Source organism: Pseudomonas sediminis, assembly GCF_039555755.1.
GTDB classification, from domain to species: domain Bacteria; phylum Pseudomonadota; class Gammaproteobacteria; order Pseudomonadales; family Pseudomonadaceae; genus Aquipseudomonas; species Aquipseudomonas mendocina_D.
This window is the reverse complement of record NZ_CP154631.1, coordinates 4,512,365-4,531,848: the sequence shown is the minus strand read 5'-3', so window position 1 is coordinate 4,531,848 and position 19,484 is coordinate 4,512,365. Positions and strand designations below refer to the sequence as shown.

At 63.2% G+C, this 19,484-nt stretch carries 18 protein-coding genes and 3 tRNA genes; 8 read left to right on the top strand and 13 right to left on the bottom strand.

Annotated features, from left to right (window positions below):
- Positions 1 to 155: 155 nt before the first annotated feature.
- From tsaA to AAEQ75_RS21395, 8 genes are all read right to left on the bottom strand, one after another.
- Positions 156 to 857 carry a tRNA (N6-threonylcarbamoyladenosine(37)-N6)-methyltransferase TrmO gene (tsaA, locus tag AAEQ75_RS21430; protein WP_343350418.1) on the bottom strand — a complete coding sequence of 234 codons (702 nt, stop codon included), beginning with the start codon at positions 855 to 857 and terminating at the stop codon, positions 156 to 158.
- A gap of 9 nt (positions 858 to 866) precedes the next feature.
- Positions 867 to 1,073, bottom strand: coding sequence for a hypothetical protein (locus AAEQ75_RS21425; RefSeq protein WP_099525251.1), 207 nt, complete (start codon positions 1,071 to 1,073; stop codon positions 867 to 869).
- A gap of 43 nt (positions 1,074 to 1,116) precedes the next feature.
- Entirely contained in the window at positions 1,117 to 1,827 is a 711-nt protein-coding gene (locus tag AAEQ75_RS21420; RefSeq protein ID WP_343350417.1) for an rRNA pseudouridine synthase, read from the bottom strand.
- Between the two features lie 102 nt (positions 1,828 to 1,929).
- The gene (gene rimO / locus AAEQ75_RS21415; RefSeq protein WP_343350416.1) at positions 1,930 to 3,252 is read right to left on the bottom strand and encodes a 30S ribosomal protein S12 methylthiotransferase RimO; all 1,323 of its coding nucleotides are present in this window, start codon (positions 3,250 to 3,252) and stop codon (positions 1,930 to 1,932) included.
- A gap of 97 nt (positions 3,253 to 3,349) precedes the next feature.
- Positions 3,350 to 3,898 carry a cytochrome b gene (locus tag AAEQ75_RS21410; RefSeq protein ID WP_273254000.1) on the bottom strand — a complete coding sequence of 183 codons (549 nt, stop codon included), beginning with the start codon at positions 3,896 to 3,898 and terminating at the stop codon, positions 3,350 to 3,352.
- 135 nt (positions 3,899 to 4,033) lie between these two features.
- Positions 4,034 to 4,110, bottom strand: a tRNA-Met gene (locus AAEQ75_RS21405).
- 113 nt (positions 4,111 to 4,223) lie between these two features.
- Positions 4,224 to 4,300, bottom strand: a tRNA-Met gene (locus AAEQ75_RS21400).
- A 114-nt stretch (positions 4,301 to 4,414) separates the two neighbouring features.
- Positions 4,415 to 4,491, bottom strand: a tRNA-Met gene (locus AAEQ75_RS21395).
- A gap of 136 nt (positions 4,492 to 4,627) precedes the next feature.
- Here AAEQ75_RS21395 and dinB point away from each other — a divergent pair.
- Positions 4,628 to 5,680, top strand: a complete 1,053-nt coding sequence (gene dinB / locus AAEQ75_RS21390) for a DNA polymerase IV (RefSeq protein ID WP_343350415.1) — start codon at positions 4,628 to 4,630, stop codon at positions 5,678 to 5,680.
- Positions 5,681 to 5,911: 231 nt separating this feature from the next.
- On the opposite strand, the gene AAEQ75_RS21385 is transcribed toward dinB, so the two are convergent.
- Genes AAEQ75_RS21385 through AAEQ75_RS21370 form a run of 4 tightly spaced genes read right to left on the bottom strand, consistent with a single transcriptional unit; the run spans position 5,912 to position 10,529 of the window.
- Positions 5,912 to 6,310, bottom strand: a complete 399-nt coding sequence (locus AAEQ75_RS21385) for an META domain-containing protein (protein WP_343350414.1) — start codon at positions 6,308 to 6,310, stop codon at positions 5,912 to 5,914.
- Positions 6,311 to 6,314: 4 nt separating this feature from the next.
- On the bottom strand, positions 6,315 to 6,746 hold the full coding sequence (locus AAEQ75_RS21380) for a hypothetical protein (protein WP_343350413.1): 432 nt from the start codon (positions 6,744 to 6,746) through the stop codon (positions 6,315 to 6,317).
- A 27-nt stretch (positions 6,747 to 6,773) separates the two neighbouring features.
- Positions 6,774 to 7,769, bottom strand: coding sequence for a 2-hydroxyacid dehydrogenase (locus AAEQ75_RS21375; protein ID WP_343350412.1), 996 nt, complete (start codon positions 7,767 to 7,769; stop codon positions 6,774 to 6,776).
- 9 nt (positions 7,770 to 7,778) lie between these two features.
- Positions 7,779 to 10,529, bottom strand: a complete 2,751-nt coding sequence (locus tag AAEQ75_RS21370) for a response regulator (RefSeq protein WP_125834576.1) — start codon at positions 10,527 to 10,529, stop codon at positions 7,779 to 7,781.
- Positions 10,530 to 10,649: 120 nt separating this feature from the next.
- Here AAEQ75_RS21370 and AAEQ75_RS21365 point away from each other — a divergent pair, with 120 nt between their 5' ends.
- The 7 genes from AAEQ75_RS21365 to AAEQ75_RS21335 all read left to right on the top strand — a co-directional run bounded on the left by AAEQ75_RS21365 (position 10,650) and on the right by AAEQ75_RS21335 (position 19,093).
- Positions 10,650 to 11,360, top strand: a complete 711-nt coding sequence (locus AAEQ75_RS21365; protein WP_296235957.1) for a response regulator transcription factor — start codon at positions 10,650 to 10,652, stop codon at positions 11,358 to 11,360.
- Positions 11,357 to 12,694, top strand: coding sequence for a sensor histidine kinase (locus AAEQ75_RS21360; RefSeq protein WP_343350411.1), 1,338 nt, complete (start codon positions 11,357 to 11,359; stop codon positions 12,692 to 12,694). Before AAEQ75_RS21365 ends, AAEQ75_RS21360 begins: the two co-directional genes overlap by 4 nt.
- A 98-nt stretch (positions 12,695 to 12,792) precedes the next feature.
- Positions 12,793 to 13,698, top strand: coding sequence for a cysteine synthase CysM (gene cysM / locus AAEQ75_RS21355; RefSeq protein WP_106733883.1), 906 nt, complete (start codon positions 12,793 to 12,795; stop codon positions 13,696 to 13,698).
- Positions 13,698 to 15,056, top strand: coding sequence for a 23S rRNA (uracil(1939)-C(5))-methyltransferase RlmD (rlmD, locus tag AAEQ75_RS21350; protein ID WP_343350410.1), 1,359 nt, complete (start codon positions 13,698 to 13,700; stop codon positions 15,054 to 15,056). Before cysM ends, rlmD begins: the two co-directional genes overlap by 1 nt.
- Before the next feature lie 134 nt (positions 15,057 to 15,190).
- Entirely contained in the window at positions 15,191 to 17,434 is a 2,244-nt protein-coding gene (gene relA, locus AAEQ75_RS21345; RefSeq protein ID WP_143504250.1) for a GTP diphosphokinase, read from the top strand.
- 93 nt (positions 17,435 to 17,527) lie between these two features.
- Entirely contained in the window at positions 17,528 to 18,358 is an 831-nt protein-coding gene (gene mazG, locus AAEQ75_RS21340; protein ID WP_343350409.1) for a nucleoside triphosphate pyrophosphohydrolase, read from the top strand.
- Positions 18,359 to 18,553: 195 nt separating this feature from the next.
- Positions 18,554 to 19,093 carry a DUF2058 domain-containing protein gene (locus tag AAEQ75_RS21335; protein ID WP_017677480.1) on the top strand — a complete coding sequence of 180 codons (540 nt, stop codon included), beginning with the start codon at positions 18,554 to 18,556 and terminating at the stop codon, positions 19,091 to 19,093.
- A 54-nt stretch (positions 19,094 to 19,147) separates the two neighbouring features.
- Here the strand turns inward: AAEQ75_RS21335 and AAEQ75_RS21330 are convergent, their stop codons facing one another.
- Positions 19,148 to 19,420, bottom strand: coding sequence for a Rho-binding antiterminator (locus tag AAEQ75_RS21330; protein ID WP_343350408.1), 273 nt, complete (start codon positions 19,418 to 19,420; stop codon positions 19,148 to 19,150).
- Between the last annotated feature and the right edge of the window lie 64 nt (positions 19,421 to 19,484).

Below are 19,484 nucleotides of genomic sequence, written 5' to 3'. Positions count from 1 at the left end.
CCCTAGGGCCTGGCAGCGGGGAATGCAGGCATCATTGCCGGCCGAAATGACGCTTCATGCGTTTTGTCTGGTTGCGGTTGAAGCCCTCCCAGGGAATCAGCGCCCTGTGTGGGCTTTGCTCATGCAGAGGCTCTCGCGCATTTGTGGGTGGGGCTTTAGCCGCGACTCGCCATCTGCACATCCAGCACCCGGATGCGCCCCGGCTCGGGGTAGTGCCAGTGCACGTCAAGATCCCAGAAGCGCGCGCCATAGCGGCGTTCCGGCTCTGGCTGTTGGTAGGCCGGACGTGGGTCTTGCGCCAGGCATTGCTCGATCAGCTCCACCAGCGGTTCGTTCAGGCGCAGCGCATGCTGGCGCGCCGACGGCAATGCATCGGCATGCCATTCCACCGGGATCAGCCTTGGCGCGCCATCGGCCATGGCGTTGTGCGCATCGCTCACGCAGTCGGCGTAGGGTACGTAGGGTTTGATGTCCAGCACGGGCGTGCCGTCGAGCAGATCGATGCCGGACAGGTACAGCCGGCCCGGCTCGACCTTGTTCAGGCGTACCACCGATTGGCCGATGCCATTGGGGCGATGGGTTGCACGGGTACTGAATACGCCCACCGACTGATTACCGCCCAGGCGTGGTGGGCGCACCTTCAGCCGTGGCTTGTCCTCCAGCGCCTGGTGAAACAGAAACAGCAGCCAGACATGGCTGACCTGCTCCAGGCCCTGCACGGCTTCGCCCTGATCGAAGGGCGGCAGCATTTCCAGTACCCCGCGCGCGGCAGGCGCCAGTTGCGGCTGACGGGGGATGGCGAATTTTTCCTTGAAGCAGGAACGCACGATACCGACAGGCGAAACCAGATGCTGCATGGCGTCCTCTTAGCGGCTGCGCACAGGCGCGTCGTGCGCTACCCGGCAGCCGGCATCGCGGAAGGGGCCAGTGAAACGAATCCAGCCGTCACCAGGGCTGACCTGGGCGCAGGTCAGGTGGCCGTCGACCTTGCTCTGCCAGAGGAAGAAGGGTGCTGGCGCGGCCAGGGCGGGCAGGCTCAGGGCAAGTAGGGCGGTGAGTAACAGGGTACGCATGAGGGTGGTCTCCAGAGCGTGACGGACACAGCCTAACACGGCCTCAGAAACGTTCCTTCTCACCCAGATAGCGCCACTGCCCGGAAGGCAGCTTGGCCATGGGTACGCCGCCGATACGGATGCGCTTCATGCTCAGCACTTTCAGGCCCAGCGCCGTGCAGATCTGCCGCAGCAGGTCAGGAGCCGGATTCTTCAAGGCGAAGCGCAGGCGCTGTTCGCTCTGCCAACTGGCCTTGCACGATGGGAATTGCGTGCCCTTGTACAACCAGCCTTTCTTCAAGCGTTCCAGCGCGCTGGCGGGCGCCTCGCCGGCGACCTCGACCAGGTATTCCTGCTCCAGTTTGGCGGCATCCTCGCGCAGCTTGCGCTGTGTGCGCCAATCCTGACTGAGCACCATCAGGCCGCTGGCGCCGGTCTGCAATGGCAGGCTCTGCTCCTGGCGCAGGAAGTGGCCATGCAGGATGCGCTGGGCGTGTGGGTCTTGTTCCCAGTGTCGTTCGCGCACCAGCAGGTGTTGCAACTGCGCGGCGTTACAGCCAGCCGCACCATGCACCAACAAGGTGACGGGCTCTACCGGTTCAAGCGTGGCATCCGGATGCAGCTCGATGCGCTGATCTTCGATTTTGAATTGCGGTGCCTCGACCACCTGGCCGTCCACCGTTACCCAGCCGCCAGTGATGTACAGATCGGCTTCACGGCGCGAGCAACCGAACAGCTCGATGACGCGCTTGGACAGACGGGTGGCTTCGCTCATGACGGCGCTCGACAAAAAGAAGGTCATTGTACCGACAAGGCGTTGCGCTGCCGGAAAGAAAAAGCCCCGCATGCTGCGGGGCCCGTCATGCAGGGATCTGGCTCAGACCAGCTCGCCCCACATATCGTACTCGTCGGCATCGACGATGCGCACACGCACCTTGTCGCCCGGCTTGACGTTGGGGGAGTCAATGAACACGCTGCCATCGATCTCCGGGGCGTCGGCCCAGGAGCGCGCCACGGCGCCTTCGCCATCCACTTCGTCGACCAGTACGTCCATCTCCAGGCCGATCTTGGCCTGCAGACGCGCCGAGCTGATCGCCTGCTGATGGGCCATGAAGCGCTCCCAACGCTCCTTCTTGACGTCGTCAGGTACTACTTCCAGGCCCATGTCGTTGGCGGGAGCGCCTTCGACCGGGGAATACTGGAAGCAGCCGACGCGGTCGAGCTGGGCTTCGGTCAGCCAGTCCAGCAGGTACTGGAAGTCTTCCTCGGTCTCGCCAGGGAAGCCGACGATGAAGGTGGAACGGATGGTCAGCTCGGGACAGATCTCGCGCCACTTCTTGATGCGCGCCAGAGTTTTGTCTTCGAAGGCTGGGCGCTTCATCGACTTGAGCACTTTCGGGCTGGCGTGCTGGAAGGGGATGTCCAGGTACGGCAACAGCTTGCCGGCGGCCATCAGCGGGATCACGTCATCGACGTTGGGGTAGGGGTAGACGTAGTGCAGGCGCACCCACACCCCCATCGACGACAGCGCTTCGCACAGTTCGAGCATGCGCGTCTTCACCGGCTGGCCGTTCCAGAAGTCCAACTTGTACTTCATGTCGACGCCGTAGGCGCTGGTGTCCTGGCTGATCACCAGCAGCTCTTTCACGCCGGCCTTGACCAGGCGCTCGGCTTCGCTGAGCACATCGCCCACCGGGCGGCTGACCAGCTTACCGCGCATCGACGGGATGATGCAGAAGCTGCAGTTGTGGTTGCAGCCTTCGGAAATCTTCAAATAAGCGTAGTGACGCGGGGTCAGCTTGATGCCCTGCGGCGGCACCAGGTCGATCAGCGGGTTGTGCTCGGTCTTCGGCGGGATGACTTCGTGCACGGCATTGACCACCTGCTCGTATTGCTGCGGGCCGGTGACGGCCAGCACGCTCGGGTGCACGTCGCGGATGCTGTCCTCGGCCACGCCCATGCAACCGGTGACAATTACCTTGCCGTTCTCGGCCAGCGCCTCGCCGATGGCGTCTAGCGACTCGGCCTTGGCGCTGTCGATGAAGCCACAGGTGTTGACCACCACCACGTCGGCATCCTGGTAGGTCGGCACGATCTCGTAACCTTCCATGCGCAGTTGGGTCAGGATGCGTTCGGAGTCGACAGTCGCTTTCGGGCAGCCGAGCGAGACGAAGCCGACTTTCGGGGTGGCGGTGGACATGCGGGCTAACCTCTAACGGGCGCCTTGTGGGCGCCTCTGATCAAAAAGTGCGCAATTCTAGCGGCGGATCGGGCACTTGACCAGAGGCGTCTTCACCTCAATTGCGCCCCGGCAGCATGCGCGTCAGGGTGTTATCGCGCACCACGTAATGGTGATACAGACCAGCGACCGCGTGCAGGCCGATCAGCCAGTAGCCGGCGCTGCCAGCCAGTTCGTGCAGTTCCTTGATCTGCCCGGCCAGTGCCTTGTCCGGGCCGACCAGTGCTGGCAGCTCCAGGCCGAAGAAGGGAATGGGCTTGTCGGCGGCGCTGAGAATCAACCAGCCAGCCAGCGGCGCGCCGATCATCAGGGCGTACAGGGCCAGGTGCATCAGCTTGGCGAGCAGGTTTTGCCAGCTCGGTGGCGCGGGCTGGATGGCCGGGGTAGGGCTCAGCGCACGAGCGAGCAGGCGCAACCAGACCAGGGCGAAGACGCTCAGACCGAGCATGAAGTGCCATTGCTTGAGCAGCTCGCGGGTATCACTACCTTTGGGGAAATTGCCCTTGAGTTCGATGCAGGCGTAGACGGCGGCTATCAGAATCAGCATCAGCCAGTGCAGGCCAATGGACAGGCTTCCATAACGTGGTGGGGTGTTCTTCCAGTTCATACAGGCTTCCTCGGTAATGTCCTGCATCTGTGGCAGGTGTCTCCAGCATAGGCCCGCTTGGCTTATGTGAAGCTGAGGAAGATCAATACTCGGAAACGAAAAAGGCCACTCGTTTGAGTGGCCTTTATCTGAAGGTGGTTGCGGGAGCAGGATTTGAACCTACGACCTTCGGGTTATGAGCCCGACGAGCTACCAGACTGCTCCATCCCGCGGCAGCCATTCTACTCAGGGAGAGAGTGTTGTCAATCGGTTTCTTGCTTTTGATCGAAAATACTAATCGACAGGCAAACAAAAAGGCCACTCGTTAGAGTGGCCTTTCGGAAGGTGGTTGCGGGAGCAGGATTTGAACCTACGACCTTCGGGTTATGAGCCCGACGAGCTACCAGACTGCTCCATCCCGCGGCAGCCATTCTACTCAGGGAGAGAGTGTTGTCAATCGGTTTCTTGCTTTTGATCGAAAATACTAATCGACAGGCAAACAAAAAGGCCACTCGTTAGAGTGGCCTTTTCGGAAGGTGGTTGCGGGAGCAGGATTTGAACCTACGACCTTCGGGTTATGAGCCCGACGAGCTACCAGACTGCTCCATCCCGCGGCGGCCATTCTACCGGTAGATAGCTTTGCGTCAACTATTATCTTCAAAAAACTGTTTTCAACTCAGATGGTTAGCCTCAAACAACTGTTAGACTTCAGCGAGTTCGACCAGACCTGGTAAGGCTTTCGAGGGTGTTGTGCGCAAGATAATCCACGTTGACTGCGACTGCTTTTACGCCGCCATCGAGATGCGTGACGACCCGAGCCTGACCAATCGTCCGCTGGCCGTTGGCGGTTCGGCTGACCGCCGTGGGGTGATCGCCACCTGCAATTACGAGGCACGTGCCTATGGCGTGCGTTCGGCGATGTCCTCGCGGCATGCGCTGAAGCTGTGCCCGGACCTGTTGATCGTCAAGCCACGCTTCGAGGTATACCGCTCGGTTTCCCGCGAGATTCACGGCATTTTTCGCCAGTTCACCGACTTGATCGAACCGTTGTCGCTCGACGAAGCCTATCTGGATGTCAGCGAGTCGGCACATTTTGCTGGCAGCGCCACGCGCATTGCCCAGGAAATTCGCCGTCGCGTGGTGCAGGAGCTGCACATCACCGTGTCGGCCGGGGTGGCGCCGAACAAGTTCCTGGCCAAGATCGCCAGCGACTGGCGCAAGCCCAACGGGTTGTTCGTGATCACCCCGGATCAGGTCGACGATTTCGTTGCCGAGTTGCCGGTGAACAAGCTGCACGGCGTCGGCAAGGTCACGGCCGACAAGCTGACGCGCTTAGGGATTCGCACCTGTCTGGATCTGCGAGAGTGGAACAAGCTGGCGCTGGTGCGCGAATTCGGCAGTTTTGGTGAGCGCTTGTGGCGTTTGGCACATGGCATAGACGAGCGCGCCGTGCAGGTGGATAGCCGTCGCCAATCACTGAGCGTCGAGAATACCTACGATCAGGACCTGCCCGACCTGGAGGCCTGCCTGGAGAAGCTGCCGGCGCTGCTCGAGGAGATGAACGGTCGTTTGCAGCGGCTGGACGCCAGCTATCGACCGGACAAACCCTTCGTCAAAGTCAAATTTCACGACTTTACCCAGACCACCCTGGAGCAGGCGGGGGCCAGTCGGGATCTGGAAAGCTATCGCCTGTTGCTGAGCAACGCCTTCGCCCGGGGCGGCAAGCCGGTGCGGCTGCTCGGGGTGGGCGTCAGGTTGCATGATCTGCGCGGGCGGCAGGAGCAGTTGGAGCTGTTTGCGTAGGTGCTGTTGTGGGAGGGGCTTTAGCAGGCTGTTGAAAAACTACCTGCGTTGCCACTGCTGCGTTAAAAACAGGCTCAAAATGCTCATTTACAGATCGTAAACTCCGCTTTTTCGCCTGTTTTTGCCTTGCACTGGCTGCCTCGCCTACGTTTTTCAACGGCCTTTTAGCCGCGATCATCGATAAAGACGTCGCCGCTGAAGCGCCTCCCACAGAGTATCCATGCGGCTCGATTATTGCGGCCAGAGGCGAATCGGTTTGCCGCTGGCCGGCCACAGTTGCAGTTGGCCGATGTCGTTGAAGTCCCAGCGCTGCACTTCCGTCAATGCTGCTAGAAAGCGCTGCTCCTGCTCCATCAGCGCGGGTGCGCACATCTTGCGGGTGCTACCCGGGGTTTCGAAACGGACGGCGTCACCCTTTAAGGTGTAGCCGGCGAACCAGTGGTTGCAGCCGGCATGACCGTGAGCGCGACCGTCAGCAGCAAAAGTCACGGTCAGGTGGCTGCGGTCTATCAGCGGGCGTTCGCCGATCCATTCCACTTGGTAGCTGCGTTCGGTTTCCAGCTGCGGTGCGTCGCTGGCGCAGCCGACCAAGGTGGCGGCGAGCAGGGTAAGGGGCAGGGCGCGGTTCATGCTGTCAGGCCTCCTGGCAGGTGCGGCATAGGTGACGACCGGCATCGTTGCGCCAGCCCAGCTCGGTGATGCGGGCTTCGGCGGCTGGCGCTTGCGCGGCTTTGCCAAGGGCCGCATCGACGGCGAATTCGAAATCCAGCTGCTTGCCACAAGCGTCACAGTTCACCTGCCAGTTATGAATGGCCAGTTCCTTGAACTGCGGACCCTTGCACACGGCCAGCCATTGGCCGGGCGGGTTGATCAGGTGACGTACTTTTTCCACGTCCAGACGCATGTGCAGGTCACGACTGCCCTTGAGGGTGACCAGCAGCACGTCATTGGCCTGGATCGAACCGCCGTTGCCGGTGACCTGGTAGCGGCCCGGCGCCAGTGCGCGGCATTCGGTGAGGGTGTGTTGCGGGTTGAGCAGGGAATAACGGAAATCGTGTTCGGCCATGGGTCCTCCGGATCAGCCGGCATGCTATCACGCGCCGGCCTTGACCTCATTGCTTGGCCGGCCGGCTAGCCAGGCCTTGATGTTGTCCAGGGTGGTGCGGGCGATGGCGTCGAGCGCTTCGTGGGTGAGAAAGGCCTGGTGTGCGGTGACGATGACGTTGGGAAAGCTCAGCAGGCGGGCCAGGGTGTCGTCCTGCAGCGGCAGGTCGGAGTGATCCTCGAAGAACAGCTCCGACTCTTCCTCGTAGACGTCCAGGCCCAGGTAGCCGAGCTGGCCGCTCTTCAGCGCTTCGATCAGCGCGGGAGCATCGACCAGGGCGCCGCGACCGGTGTTGATCAGCATCGCACCACGTTTCATCTGCGCCAGACGCGCAGCATCTATCAAGTGGTAGCTGTCGTCGGTCAGCGGGCAGTGCAGGCTGAGGATGTCGCTGTTGGCGATCACCTCGTCCAGCGGCGCCTGGCGTGCGCCCAGGGCCTCCAGCCCGCTCAGCGGGAAGGGGTCGTGAATCAGCACCTGGCAGCCGAAGCCATGCATGATGCGGGCGAAGACCTGGCCGATCTTGCCGCCGCCGACCACGCCGACGCGCTTGCCATGCAGGTCGAAGCCGGTCAGGCCGTGCAGGGAAAAGTCCCCTTCGCGGGTGCGATTGAAGGCCCGGTGGGTACGTCGATTGAGGGCCATCACCAGGGCCACCGCGTGTTCGGCCACGGCGTGGGGCGAATAGGCCGGCACCCGCACGACCGGCAGGCCGAGACGCTGTGCCGCTGCCAGGTCGACATGGTTGTAGCCGGCCGAGCGCAGGGCGATCAGGCGCGTGCCATCAGCGGCCAATTGCTCCAGCACCGGGGCGGACAGGTCGTCATTGATGAAGGCGCAGACCACCTCGCTGCCTTTGGCCAATGCCACGCTGTCGGCGGTCAGGCGTGTTTCGTGGAACTGCAGATGCCAGTCGGGCGGGCAGTTTGCCGCGAGAAACGAGTCACGGTCATAGGGTTTGCTGCTGAACAGGCAGATGCGCATATGGGTTCCTCAAGCGCTTTGCGCGGCGGCTTCGCTCAGGCGCTCGATCGCTGCGTCCAGCTCGTCCAGGGCACGCTGAGCTTCGGGGTCGTCCTGTTTGAGCAGGGTCTCGCTGCGCTGGCAGGCAGCGCGCAGCTGGGGCACGCCGCAGTAGCGGGTAGCGCCGTGCAGGCGGTGAACTCGCTCGATCAACGTCGTGCGTTCACCGCTAGCGCGAGCCTGGCGGATGGCCTGACGGTCGCCGGGCAGGCCCGCCAGCAGCATGCTCAGCATATCGGCGGCCAGGTCGGGCTTGCCGGCTGCCAGACGCAGGCCTTCCTCGTTGTCGAGCACCTTGGGTTGCGACTGCGCAGGGGTGGGCGGGGCGGCCTTGTGTGTTGGCGGGTTGCGCAGGTTAAGGCCGGTCCACTTGAGCACCACCTGGGCCAATTGGCGGTCGTTGATCGGCTTGGTCAGGTAGTCGTCCATGCCGCTTTGCAACAGGGCGCGCTTCTCGTTGGCCAGGGCATGGGCGGTGAGGGCGATGATCGGTGTGGTGCTGCGGCCCTGCTCGCTTTCCCATTGGCGAATCACTTCGGTGGCTTCGCGTCCATCCATGCCGGGCATCTGCACGTCCATGAACACCAGGTCGAAGCTGTCCTGCTGCACCGCTTCTATCGCCGCGTAGCCGCTGTCGACGGCAGTCACCTGGGCGCCAAGGTCATCGAGCAGGGTCTGCACCAGCAGCAGGTTCGCCGGGTTGTCGTCGACGCAGAGAATCTGTGGTCGGCGAGTATCGCTGATCACCACCGGCTCGCTGATCGGCCGTTGCGGGCTGACCAGTTCTATCAGTGCCTTGTGCAGCTTGCGTGTGCAAGGGGGCTTGGCCTGCAACTGGTTATAGGCGTCGGGCAGCGAGTCGTGGAACAGGCCCAACTCGGTGGTCGGGCAGAGTACCAGCGCTTTGCAGCCGAGGCGGTCGAGGTCCCATATCCGTTGGCCGAGACTCTCGGGCGCCAGCTGGCTGGCGGTAATGCCCAGCACTGCCAGGCTCAGCGGGCGTTCGCGAGTGTGCTGGTTGTTCACCGCTTCGAAGAGCTGAGCGGGATCGGAGAAACTCTCCACCTCCAGGCCGCAGTCCTCAAGCTGGTGGGTCAGGGCCTGGCGCGCCAGTTCGTGACTTTCCAGCACGGCCACACGACGCCCCTGAAAGGCTGCGCGCGGCAGATCTTCGGCATCGTCGCGTGCCTTGGGCAGGGTCAGGGTGATCCAGAATTCCGAGCCTTCGCCTGGCGTGCTGTCGACGCCGATCTCGCCGCCCATCTGCTCGATCAGGCGCTTGGAAATCACCAGGCCAAGGCCGGTGCCGCCGGCCTGGCGGCTGAGCGAGTTGTCGGCCTGGCTGAAAGCCTGGAACAGCGCGCGCAGGTCCTCATCCGACAGGCCGATGCCGGTGTCCATCACGCTGATGCGCAGCTGCGCGCTGTCGGCGCTCTCGTCCTCGACCATGGCGCGCATGACGATGGTGCCTTCGCGGGTGAACTTGATCGCGTTGCTGACCAGGTTGGTCAGTACCTGCTTCAGGCGCAGCGGGTCGCCGCGCAGGGCCAGTGGCGTGTCGCGGTAGATCAGGCTGACCAGTTCCAGCTGCTTTTCATGGGCTGCGGGGGCGAGGATGGTCAGGGTGTCCTGTAGCAGGTCACGCAGGTTGAAGGGAATGGATTCGAGCATCAGCTTGCCGGCTTCGATCTTGGAGAAGTCGAGCACCTCGTTGATGATGCCGAGCAGGCTGTCGGCGGACTTCTCGATGGTTGACAGATAGTCCTGCTGGCGCGGGCTGAGCTCGCTCTTCTGCAGCAGATTGGTGAAGCCGAGAATGCCATTGAGCGGTGTGCGGATCTCGTGGCTCATGTTGGCCAGGAACTCAGACTTGATACGGCTGGCTTCCAGGGCCTCCTTGCGCGCGAAGTCCAGTTCGATGTTCTGGATCTCGATGGTCTCCAGGTTCTGGCGCACGTCTTCTGTGGCCTGCTCGATGCTGTGTTGCAGTTCTTCCTGGGCGTTCTGCAGCGCCTCGGCCATGCGGTTGATGCCAGAGGCCAGCTCGTCCATTTCATGGCTGCCCAATGGAGGCAGGCGGGTTTCCAGATGGCCGTCCTTGAGCTGTGCGACCCCGGCCTTGATCGCGCGTAGCGGGCCGTTGATGCTGCGGCTCATGCGCAGGGCGAGCAGGGCGGTGACGGCAAGGCCGCCGGCGATCAGCAGCAGGCTGGCGAACAAGCTGCGGTAGCCGCTGAGCAGTGTGCCCTGGTGTGAGAGTTCCAGTTCGACCCAGCCGAGCAACTCCAGTTGACCGTCTTCGGCGAGGGTGTCGTTGAGCACCAGATGCTGGTCGTAGACCGGCAGCAGAAAGCGCGTGGCATCCTGGCCACTGAGCAGGCTGACGCCCGGCTGGCCGCTGGGCGTGGGGTTGAGCATGCTGGGGCCGGCGTGCGCCAGGGAGGCGCGCTCAGGGGCAAGAAAACCGACCGCACGAACGTCCGGGTGCTCCAGCGCCTGCTGGGCGATACGCTCGAGCTTCTTCACGTCCTTCTGTTCCAGCGCCGGCGCCGCCAGGGGGGCCAGGTGTTCGACCAGCATCTCGCCGCGCTGCAGCAATTGAGTCTGCAAGCCCGATAGCTGCACCCAGGTGAAATAACCGCCCAGCACCAAGGCCAGCAGGCTGGTGGGCAGCAGGGTGAGCAGCAGTACGCGCCCTTTGATGCTGAGATCCTTGAACACGACCTTCCTCCTTCGGAACATCCGGGCAGTGTAGCGATTCGGCGCGGCGGAATCTGTAGGTGAGAGATTAGCGTTTAGTAGATAGAATTGTTCGCATTCAATGCCTCCCGGTTGACCACCATGATGACCCGTACACCTACCTCGGCTCGCATCCTTGCCGTCGAGGATGACCCCTTGCTCGCCAGCCACGTGCAGTCGCACCTGATGAGCTGCGGGTTTGACGTGACCTTGAGTCACGATGGCAGCGAAGGTTTGCAGTTGGCCGAAAGCGAAGACTTCGATCTGGTGCTGATGGACATCCTTCTGCCCGGGACCAATGGCCTGGAGGTGCTGCAGCGTCTGCGCCAGCGCCGCAGCGTGCCGGTGCTGCTGATGTCGGCTCTGGGGGATGAGCAGAATCGTATCGCCGGGTTCAGCCAGGGTGCCGACGATTATCTGCCCAAGCCTTTCAGCCTCGGTGAACTCAGCGTGCGGGTCGAGGCGATTCTGCGGCGGGTCGCCTACGAGCGTCGCGAGCAGCACCTTGGCAGCGTCGACGGTGGCTTGCAGTTCGATGAAGGGCGCAGCGATGTCGCCTTCTCAGGTACCTGGGTGGGCCTGACGCCCAGTGAGTACCGCGTGCTGGAGTTGCTCTGGCGACACCGCGACGAGGCCCTGAGCAAGCCTTTCCTTTATCAGCAGGCATTACGCCGTGCCTATTCCCAGCACGACCGCAGCCTGGACATGCACGTCAGCCACATCCGGCGCAAATTGCAGGCGGTGGGCTATGAGGCCACGCGGGTGAATACCGTCTGGGGCAAGGGCTACATCCTGACGCAGGCCGGGCCATGAGTCTGCCGGGACGCCATTCGCTGCTGTGGCGGCTGGCTGGTGCCCTGGCGCTGTTCTGCCTGCTGCTGGTCAGCCTGCATGTGGATGTAGGGCGGATGTTGCTCGAGGCGACCTCCTATCTGCCCGAGTCGACCCGGCAGATGCTCAGAGACGAGGCGCGGCAGGCCGAAAAGTCATGGCGAGAGGGTGGGGCGCCTGGCGTCGATGCTTATCTACAGCACCTGCACGAGCGTGAGCGGGTCTGGGCCGCGGTGGTCGATGAGCACAAGCATTCGCTGGCCTCGCAACCACTGAGCGATGAAGAAGAGCAGCGCCTGGATTTCGTGCGCAAGCTGGACTTTCCCGTGGGCCGACCGGGCGGTACGCCGACCTTCTACGTGCCCTTCAGCGATGGAAAGACCCGCCTGGTCATGGCGTTGCCGCAGCACTTGAATCCGCGCAAGTACAACGAGCTGTGGGAGCTGCTTCTGCAGCGGCTACTGCCGGCGGTCTTGGCCGTGGTCGTGGCACTGCTGCTTTATCGGCTGTTGATCGCCCCCTTGGCCATCCTTCGACGCCAGGCTGCCGCTCTGAGTGCGGGTGATCTGTCTGCCAGGCTTGGCCCGCCGGTCACCGGGCGCAAGGACGAGTTGGGTGAGCTGGCGCGAAGTTTCGACCATATGGCGGAGCGTCTGCAGGGTACGGTCGCTTTTCAGCGCCAATTGTTGCGCGACCTGTCCCATGAACTACGCACGCCGCTGAGCCGCTTGCGCGTGGCCGGGGAGAACGAGGGTGACAACGTTGCACTGCGCCAGCGCCTGGCACGTGAAGTGGATGCGATGGAAAAACTGGTCGGCGATGCTCTGGAACTGGTCTGGCTGGACACGGAGCGGCCGCAACTGCCCAGCGAAGAGGTGGATGTAATCCGGCTGTGGGATGTGCTGCGCGAGAACGCCGGCTTCGAAACCGGCTGGCCACTTGCGCGCATGCCCTGCGATCTGCCGGTAGGTTGCCGAGTACGCGGCAATCTCAATGGTCTGGCGCAGGCGCTGGAAAACATCCTGCGCAATGCCATCCGGCATTCGCCGCACGGCGGGTTGGTTCGCCTCGCTGGCCAGCAGGAAGGCGATAACTGGTTGCTGTGGATCGAGGATCAGGGGCCGGGTGTGGCGGAAAACGAGCTGGAGACTATCTTCCGTCCGTTTACCCGTCTCAGCACCGCCAGGCCGGGCGGCGACGGTTTCGGCCTGGGCCTGGCCATAGCCCGCAGCATGATCGAGACACAAGGCGGGCGCGTCTGGGCCGAAAACGGCAGGCATGGCTTGCGCGTATTGCTGCGCATGCCGGCGGCCTGATCACGCCGAACAGCCGCTGGTTACGTTCGCTGGGTGATGCCGCGGCGGGTTCGGCGTATCATGACGCCCCTTCGCGTCAGTCTGGATTCGAGCGACCCATGACCCTGCAATTTCCCACCATTGCCGACTGCATCGGTAATACCCCCCTGGTACGTCTGCAACGCCTGGGCGGTGACACCAGCAACACCCTGCTGGTCAAGCTGGAAGGCAACAACCCGGCCGGTTCGGTCAAGGATCGTCCGGCCTTGTCGATGATCAACCGCGCCGAGTTGCGCGGCGCCATCCAGCCCGGCGATACCCTGATCGAAGCCACCAGTGGCAACACCGGCATCGCCCTGGCCATGGCCGCGGCGATCAAGGGTTACAAGATGATTCTGATCATGCCGGACAACTCCACTGCCGAGCGCAAGTGGGCGATGACCGCTTATGGCGCCGAGCTGATCCTGGTCAGCAAGGAAGAGGGCATGGAAGGCGCGCGTGACCTGGCCGAGAAGCTGCAGGCCGAGGGCCGCGGCAAGGTGCTCGACCAGTTCGCCAACGGCGACAATCCCGAGGCGCACTACAGCGGTACCGGCCCCGAGATCTGGCGCCAGACCGGCGGGACCATCACCCACTTCATCAGCTCCATGGGCACCACCGGCACCATCATGGGTACCTCGCGCTACCTCAAGGAGCAGAACCCGGCGATCCAGATCGTCGGTCTGCAACCGCAGGAAGGCTCGGCCATTCCCGGCATCCGCCGCTGGCCCGAGGAATACCTGCCGAAGATCTATCAGGCCGAACGGGTCGATCAGGTAATGGACATGGGCCAGGCCGAGGCCGAGCACGTCATGCGGCGCCTGGCGCGGGAAGAGGGCATCTTCTGCGGCGTGTCTTCCGGTGGCTCCGTGGCCGGCATGCTGCGCCTCTCGCAGCAGCTGGAGAACGCGGTGCTGGTGGCGATCATCTGCGACCGTGGCGACCGTTACCTGTCCACCGGCGTTTACGAAGAACCGGCGCGCTGATGGCCAGACGCAGCTCCAACCTGCGCTTTCAGCCCAGCGGCGGCAGCCGTGCGGCGCAGGTGCCGGTCGGCAAGAAGCAGAAACTGTCCATCGAGCGCCTGGCCGGTGACGGCCGCGGCATCGCCTTCGAAGGCGGGCGCACCTGGTTCGTCAGTGGTGCGCTGGCCGGCGAAGAAGTTGAGGCGCGGGTACTCGCTGCCCGCAGCCAGACCGTCGAGGCACGCGCCGAACGCATCATCGCCGCCAGCAGCGAGCGCCGCGCGGCGCCCTGCGTGCACGCTGACCGTTGCGGCGGCTGCAACCTGCAGCACATGCCCCACGCCGAGCAACTGGCCCTGAAACAGCGCACGCTGGCCGAGCAATTGTCGCGCCTGGGTGGCGTGCAGCCAGATGAGTGGGCTGCGCCGCTGTTTGGCCCCGAACTCGGTTACCGGCGCCGCGCACGCGTTGCCGTGCGCTGGGATGCCAAGGCGCGGCAGCTGCAGGTCGGTTTCCGTGCCGAGGCCAGCCAGGACATCGTGGCCATTGAACAATGTCCGGTACTGGTACAGCCCTTGCAGCCCATTTTCAGCGCCTTGCCGGCCTTGCTGCGCAGCCTGGAAAAGCCACAGGCAGTCGGGCACGTGGAACTGTTCAGCGGTACTGCCGAAGCATTGCTGCTGCGCCACACGGCAGCGCTTGCCGAGGCGGATCTGAGCCGCCTGCGCGCGTTCTGCAGCGAGCATGATGCGCAGCTGTGGCTGCAGGGTGAAGGGCTGCCACTGTCTGATGAGCCGAGCGCTGAGCTCGGCTTTGAGTTGCAACGCTGGCACTTGCAACTGGCCTATCGGCCGGGTGATTTCGTCCAGGTCAATGGTCTGGTCAACGCGGCCATGGTCGCTCAGGCGCTAGACTGGTTGGGCGTGCAGCCTGGCGAGCGGGTGCTGGATCTGTTCTGCGGTCTGGGCAATTTCGCCCTGCCGCTGGCGCGTCAGGCTGCCGAAGTGGTGGCTGTGGAAGGCGTCGCCGCGATGGTGCAGCGGGCCGCTGACAACGCGCGCCACAACGGCTTGGACAATGCGCACTTTTATCGCGCCGACCTGTCCAAGCCGCTGGTCAACGAGACCTGGGCGCGTGGCGGTTTTTCCGCTGTGCTGCTCGATCCGCCGCGTGACGGCGCGCTGGAGGCGGTACGTGGGATGAGCGAGCTGGGCGCGCGGTGCCTGGTCTATGTATCCTGCAACCCGACCACGCTGGCACGTGATGCGGCCGAGTTGCTGCGGCAGGGCTATCGCCTGCGCCGCGCCGGGATTCTCGACATGTTTGCGCAAACCGCGCATGTCGAGGCCATGGCTCTATTCGAGAAGCCCGAGACTTAGGTCTTGGGCCAAAGCGGTACGTTCGGTACCGCGGGGATGCGCAGGACGCGCACCCTTTCAGTTAATCCGACCGGCTCAGAGAAGGCCGGCGACTGCTCGGTGCCGCTCAGGCGCACCGTAGGGAAGGTAAGACGATGGTTCAGGTGAGAGCGCATCAGCCGGTCAACGACGACGGCAGCATCAATCTTGTGGCCTGGTTGGATCATGTCACTCGTGTCGATCCGGCGCTGGATCGCCAGGCATTGCAAGAGGCCTGCGAGTTCGCCCGTGACGCCGAGCAACAGGCCAATACCACCGAGCATCACTGGAGCGAGGGCGCCTCGACATTCCGCGCCGGTCTCGATATTGCCGAGATTCTCGCCGATCTCAAACTCGATCAGGATTCGCTGGTTGCCGCGGTCATCTATCGCGGCGTACGTGAGGGCAAGATCACCCTGGCCGCCGTGCAGCAGCGCTTCGGTGCGGTGGTGGCCAAGCTGATCGAAGGTGTGCTGCGCATGGCGGCGATCAGCGCCAGTATCAACCCGCGTGAATCGGTGGTGGTCGGCTCGCAGACGCAGGTTGAGAACCTGCGCAAGATGCTGGTGGCCATGGTCGACGACGTGCGCGTGGCGCTGATCAAGCTGGCCGAGCGTACCTGCGCCATCCGTGCGGTCAAGGAGGCCGACGAAGACAAGCGCCAGCGCGTGGCACGCGAAGTGTTCGACATCTATGCGCCGCTGGCCCACCGCCTGGGTATCGGCCATATCAAGTGGGAGCTGGAGGATCTGTCCTTCCGCTACCTGGAGCCGGAGCAGTACAAGCAGATCGCCAAGCTACTGCACGAGCGTCGCCTCGATCGCGAGCAGTACATCAACGACGCTATGGCGAATCTGCGTCAGGAGCTGGAAGCCACCGGTATCAAGGCCGATATCAGCGGCCGGGCGAAACATATCTATTCGATCTGGCGCAAGATGCAGCGCAAGGGCCTGCAATTCAGCCAGATCTACGACGTGCGTGCGGTACGTGTGCTGGTGCCAGAGGTGCGTGATTGCTACACCACCCTGGGCATCGTGCATACCCTGTGGCGGCACATTCCCAAGGAGTTCGACGACTACATCGCCAACCCCAAGGAGAACGGCTACCGCTCGCTGCACACCGCCGTGCTCGGCCCGGAAGGCAAAGTGCTGGAGGTGCAGATACGCACCCACGCCATGCACGAAGAGGCCGAGCTGGGTGTGTGCGCGCACTGGCGCTACAAGGGCACCGACGTCAAGTCCGGCTCCAACCACTACGAAGAGAAGATTTCCTGGCTGCGTCAGGTCATCGAGTGGCACGAAGAACTGGGCGATATCGGCGGCCTGGCCGAGCAGTTGCGCGTGGATATCGAGCCGGATCGGGTCTACGTCTTCACCCCTGACGGCCACGCCATCGACCTGCCCAAGGGCGCCACACCGCTGGACTTCGCCTACCGCGTGCACACCGAGATCGGCCACAACTGCCGCGGCGCCAAGATCAACGGGCGTATCGTGCCGCTGACCTACAGCCTGCAAACCGGCGAGCAGGTGGAAATCATCACCAGCAAGCAGGGCTCGCCGAGCCGCGACTGGCTCAACCCCAACCTGGGCTATGTCACCACCAGCCGCGCGCGGGCGAAGATCGTCCACTGGTTCAAGCTGCAGGATCGCGACCAGAACGTCGCCGCTGGCAAGCAGTTGCTTGAGCGCGAGCTGGCGCGCCTGGCCCTGGTCGGTGCGGACTTCGACAAGCTGGCCGAGAAGGCCAACCTGAAAACCGCCGAGGACCTGTTCGCCGCCCTGGGGGCCGGCGACGTGCGCCTGGCTCATGCGGTCAACCTGGCGCAGCAACTGCTCGAGCCTGAGCGCGGCAACGAGCAGCTGGAACTGATCCCGCGCAAGGCGCAGGGGTTCAAGCCGGGCAAGCGCGGCGACATTCAGATCCAGGGCGTCGGCAACCTGCTGACACAGATGGCCGGCTGTTGCCAGCCGCTGCCGGGCGACCCGATCGTCGGTTACATCACTCTTGGCCGTGGCGTCACCATCCATCGTCAGGACTGCCCGACGGCACTGCAGCAAACGGCGCGCGAGCCGGAGCGGATGATCCAGGTGAGCTGGGGGCCGGTGCCGGTGCAGACCTACCCGGTGGAAATCGTCATCAAGGCCTACGACCGTTCCGGTCTGCTGCGTGACGTCACCCAGGTACTGCTCAACGAAAAACTCAACGTGCTGGCGGTCAACACCCGCTCGAACAAGGAGGACAACACCGCCTCCATGTCGATCACCGTGGAGATTCCCGGACTCGATGCGCTCGGGCGTCTGCTGGCGCGCATCGGCCAATTACCCAACATCATCGAGGCGCGTCGCCAGCGGGCCAATTAAGCGGCACGCTTCAGGTGACAAGCAGCAAGTCAAAGGCGCCGCTGCGCCTTTTCTTGTGGTTTGCCGCTTGTAGCGTGCAGCCCAGGAGTTTTTATGTACCAACTCGACGATCTGCTGCATCTGATGGCCCGTCTGCGTGATCCGCAACACGGCTGCCCCTGGGATCTGAAGCAGAACTACGCGAGCATCGTGCCTTACACCCTGGAAGAGGCGTACGAAGTCGCCGATGCCATCGAGCGCAGCGACTTCGAGCATTTGCCGGGTGAGCTGGGCGATCTGCTGTTCCAGGTGGTCTATTACAGCCAGCTGGCGCAGGAGGAGGGGCGTTTCGATTTTGCCCGGGTGGTCGATGGCATCACCAGCAAGCTGATTCGTCGCCATCCGCATGTATTCCCCGACGGTGATCTGTACGGGATGCCGGACGCCGCCAAGTTTGAAGAAGCAGCGGTCAAGCAGCGTTGGGAAGAGCTCAAGGCGCAGGAGCGCGCCGAAAAGGCCGCCGAACCCGAGCAGCTCTCCCTGCTCGATGATGTGCCAAGCGCGCTGCCTGCACTGTCGCGTGCGGCCAAACTGCAGAAGCGTGCGGCCCAGGTCGGCTTCGACTGGCCCGATGCTTTGCCGGTGGTGGACAAGGTGCGCGAAGAGCTGGATGAAGTGCTCGAAGCCATGAGTGAAAACGATGCCGAGGCGGTGGCCGAGGAGATCGGCGATCTGCTGTTCGTCGTCAGCAACCTGGCACGGCACCTGAAGGTCGATCCTGAGGCTGCGCTACGGGCAGCCAATGGCAAGTTCGAGCGGCGCTTTCGCTTTATCGAGCAGAGCGTGCGTGAGGCCGGGCGCAGCATGGACGGTTGCTCGCTGGAGGAACTGGATGCCTTGTGGGGCGAGGCGAAGAAGTTGGAGAAGCAGTCGCCAGGCTGTTGAACCCTATAGGCACGGCGGCGTTCCGATTTATCCGCGAAGCCTCTGCTGTCCGCCTTTCGCGACTGAAGCGGTTCGCCGCCCGGTCGCTCCTAAAGGCTGGAGCCGCCGCTGCTTAGCCCTTATGCTGGGCGCCTTGGACTGGCAGCGCGAATTTGCGTCGCTGCCGCAACTGAATCATGTTCGGGATCTTTAGTCATGGGTCTTTCCCTGCGCGACCAGCTGCTCAAAGCCGGCCTGGTCAATGAAAAACAGGCCAAGCAGGCTGGCAAGCAACAGCAAAAGCAAAAGCGTCTGGTGCAAAAAGGCCAGGCCGAACTGGATGACAGCACACGCCAGGCCGCACTGCAGGCGCAAGCCGAAAAGGCCGCACGTGATCAGGAGCTGAATCGTCAGCAGCAGGAAAAAGCCGAGCAGAAAGCCCGCGCGGCGCAGGTCAAGCAACTGATCGAGCGTTCACGCCTGCCTAAGCTCGACGGCGAGGACTACTACAACTTCGTCGATGACAAGAAGGTCAAGCGCCTGCCGGTCAACACCATGGTGCGCAACAAGCTGTCCAACGGCTGGCTGGCCATCGTCCGTCATGGCGGTGGTTACGAGATCATCCCGCGCGAGGCCGCGCTGAAGATTCAGGAGCGCGATGCCTCGCGCATCGTCTTGCTCAATACCCATGTCGAAGAGCCGGATGCCGACGATCCTTACGCGGCCTATCAGATTCCTGATGATCTGATGTGGTAAAAGCGTACCGCAGGACGCCGTGGGGTGCGCCGTGCGCACCGCGCCGCCCTGAGACTAGCAGCGGTTGCCGCTTAACAGCACTCGACCAAAGCTGGCGCCTGCATCCTGTGGGGTGATCGCCAGCAGGCGATCCATGCGCAGGCGTTGCTCGCCGTCGGTTGTACGCACCAGCAGAAACTCTTCCTTGCTCGCCGTGGTTTCGGTGGTCAGGGCCTGGCCCAGTAGGGTCGAGCCGTCGACCAGTTCGATATCCAGCTGATAGCAGTGCATGCAGGCGATCTCCAGGTAGTCGTAGAGATCACAGGCCAAGGGTTGGTAGTTGTCCATCGAGGATGTTGGTCAGGCCAGCCCGGGATGAAGTAGTCGTCATTCCCGCGCAGGCGGGAAACCA